Origin of the sequence: uncultured Bifidobacterium sp. (genome assembly GCF_949292005.1) — a bacterium.
In the GTDB taxonomy this organism is placed as follows: domain Bacteria; phylum Actinomycetota; class Actinomycetes; order Actinomycetales; family Bifidobacteriaceae; genus Bifidobacterium.
The window spans coordinates 1-2,944 of the sequence record NZ_CASEXV010000042.1 but is presented as its reverse complement, the minus strand read 5'-3'; the positions used below and the strand labels follow the sequence as shown (position 1 = coordinate 2,944).

General features: G+C 56.5%; 2 protein-coding genes. Both read left to right on the top strand.

Features of this window, described 5'->3' with window-relative positions:
• Window positions 1–972 (top strand): hypothetical protein (locus Q1X90_RS03125; RefSeq protein WP_300766463.1); only part of this gene is annotated, 972 nt, incomplete at its 5' end.
• A gap of 201 nt (window positions 973–1,173) precedes the next feature.
• The coding region (locus Q1X90_RS03120) for an alpha-amylase family protein (RefSeq protein ID WP_300766461.1) at window positions 1,174–2,944 on the top strand (1,771 nt) is incomplete at its 3' end.

Genomic DNA, 2,944 nt, shown 5'->3' with positions numbered 1-2,944 from the left:
TCGCTGGAGATCGCGCTGCGCATCAAGCGTCTTGACTGGCGGCCGATGGTGACGGTGCTCGTGGCGACGTATTCGTTCGCGTTCCTGGTGGGCGTGGTGCAATGGACGGGTGCGCGATGGGAGTTTTCCGGTATCAGGGACCTCTTCGCGCGGCTGATGTACCGGAACTATACATGGCAGCGTCCGCAGTTCCTGTTCGCCGAGCCGAGCTACATCGGCATGCACCTGTATGGGGTGCTGCTGCCCGTGTACTGGCTGACTCGTGACAGACGTGTGGCCGTGCTTATTCCCGTCTTCGCCGGTGGGGCGATTCTTACGGGCGCGGGGACGCGGATAATCATCGATTCGGTGGTGGCTGGGTTCCTGTGGCTGATTGCGTCACTGAACTTCCATCGCCGGGGCGCGACGATCGGTGCCGTGGCTGGTGTGAGTGCCGTCGGTGTGGTTGGAATGGCTGTGGTGTTCCTTGATTCGCGGCTCAAGGCATTGGCCACGGATGGTCTGCTTCGTGGGGATGGTTCCATGAGCGCGAGAATCTTCCACGCGCTGGCGCCGGCATGGGCATGGAAGCACGACTTCTGGCATCTGATGTTCGGCTGGGGTGCGGGGAATGTGTCGGACGCCGTGCGAACGGGGTTCTCGGGTGCCATACGGTGGTACTCGGACCATGGAGGTTCGATCAATGGCGAGATACAGGGGCTGAGTAACCCCCCGACGAATACGTTCACCATGAGTGCCTACGTGAGCTTTGTGACGGAATTCGGTATGCTCGTCGCCGTGTTGGCGGTCGTAATGGTTGTGGTGAGCATCGCCGTCCGCCATGCATGGAGTCGTGGGATGCTGTGCTGGCTGGTGTTGGTCGCTTACCTGTACCTGCAGTTCGAGGCCTATGCGTTCTATGCCCTTCCTCTTCTTGTCTGGGCAGCGACTGGCGTATCCGAACGGGATTCGGCCTTGAGTTGGGCTTGCTAGGAAAATCCCGAAAGAGCGCCGGACGTTCCATGTGGTTATCGTGGGTATTGAGAAGGAGTATTATAAAATAATGCGGGGTGTCGTAGTGGACGCGGACGCAGATAAAATAAAAGGAGTTTCCAGACCGTCAGCGGCGATGGTGAGTGAACAGTCGGCGAGGATGCGACGGAGACATGGAAAGTGAAAGCACAGGAGTCACTGATGACAATTCATAGCTCCCATAGCGGAGTTGAGGACACAGCTCTGCCCGGATCATCCGGCAGAGCCGTTGGCTGGTGGCGTCGCATCGTCGCCGGTCTGATTTCGGCGGCGACGCTGCTGGGCGGCGTCGCGTTGACGTCGGCCACGTCGTCCACCGCACTGGCAGATACGACGACCACGTCATCCACGACGTCGTCGGATCGCGACAGTTACACGGACACCGTCGGTAATTCGACGTTCGAGTCGGCGCGCAAACAGTATGGTCTGGCCAAGGAGATGAAGAACGGGTCCATTCTCCATGCGTGGATGTGGTCATTCGATACGATCAAAGACAATATGGAAGCAATAGCTCAGGCTGGTTACACTTCCATCCAGACCGAGCCAATGAGCGCGGTCAAGACAGTGTCTTCCAACGGCAAGAAGTTCACGGACAACTGGTACTACGTGTACCAGCCGACGGACACCACAATCGGCAATTTCGTTGTGGGGACTGAGCAGGACCTCAAAGATATGACAGCTGAGGCCCACAAATACGGCGTGCGCATCATCGTCGACGTCGTCGCCAACCATTTCACCTCCGATTGGAGTGCCATCGCCTCCCAATGGCAGAACAAGGACTACTTCCACAGCCGCACCAATTGCAGCGGAGCCAACGGCGACAATATTGATTATTCGAACCGCTATCAGGTCACGCAATGCCATCTACTGGGTCTGTGGGATCTTAATACCCAGAACCCGACCGTCGAAGCAAAGATGAAGGATTTCCTCGTTCGTGCGGTTGATGATGGTGTGGATGGTTTTCGTTACGACGCAGCCAAGCATGTCGAGCTTCAGAATGAGCTGAGCACTACGTCGAACTACTGGAGCACCATTCTTCAGAACGGTTCCCAGTATCAGTATGGAGAGGTTCTGCAGGGAGATTCGAACCTGCCTTATAGCCAGTACGCGTCAATGTTTGCGGCATCCGACAAGGGTGGAGGTGGCGTTACCGCTTCCAATTACGGAAAGATGGTGCGTTCCGCCTTGTGGAATAAGAACCTTAGCGCCGGCACTCTGGGTAATTTCAGTTCAAGCGGAGCTAAGAGCGATCAACTTGTCACGTGGGTCGAATCGCATGACAATTATGCGAACGGCGACAAGGAGTCGACCAGCCTTACGGATTACCAGTTGAAGATGGGATGGGCGGTTGTCGCATCCCGTGATGGTGGGGCCCCTCTCTATTTCAATAGGCCCAAAGGTTCGGGCGGAACCAATGCCCAGTTCGCTGAGGTTTCCCAACTAGGCGACGCTGGCGACGGCATGTGGAAAGACGCATCGGTTGTTGCGGTCAATCACTTCCGCAACGCCATGGATGGCAACGCCGAGTATCTGCGTAATTGCCAGGGGCAGAACTCCTGTCTGATGACCGAACGATACAAGACGGATTCCAATCCCAAGGACGACGGAGTGGTTATCGCCAACATGGGTGGAGACGTTGATCTGACAGGATCGTCCACCAATTTGGACGATGGCACTTACAAGGATCAGATCAACGGCGGGACCATTACCGTTGCGGGCGGGAAGATCACGTCGGGAACCGCTAAGGGCGGAGCCGTCAGCGCCTATTTTGATCCGAGCAACTCGGGAGATGATAACGACACGGTGGAATCCGTGAGCGCTTCGCCGTCCACTGGCACGACCTTCAACACCGATGGAATCAAAGTCACGCTCAAAGCCAGCAATGTCACCGATATGAAGTACACAACTTCTGATGGTCAGTCGGGAACTTTTG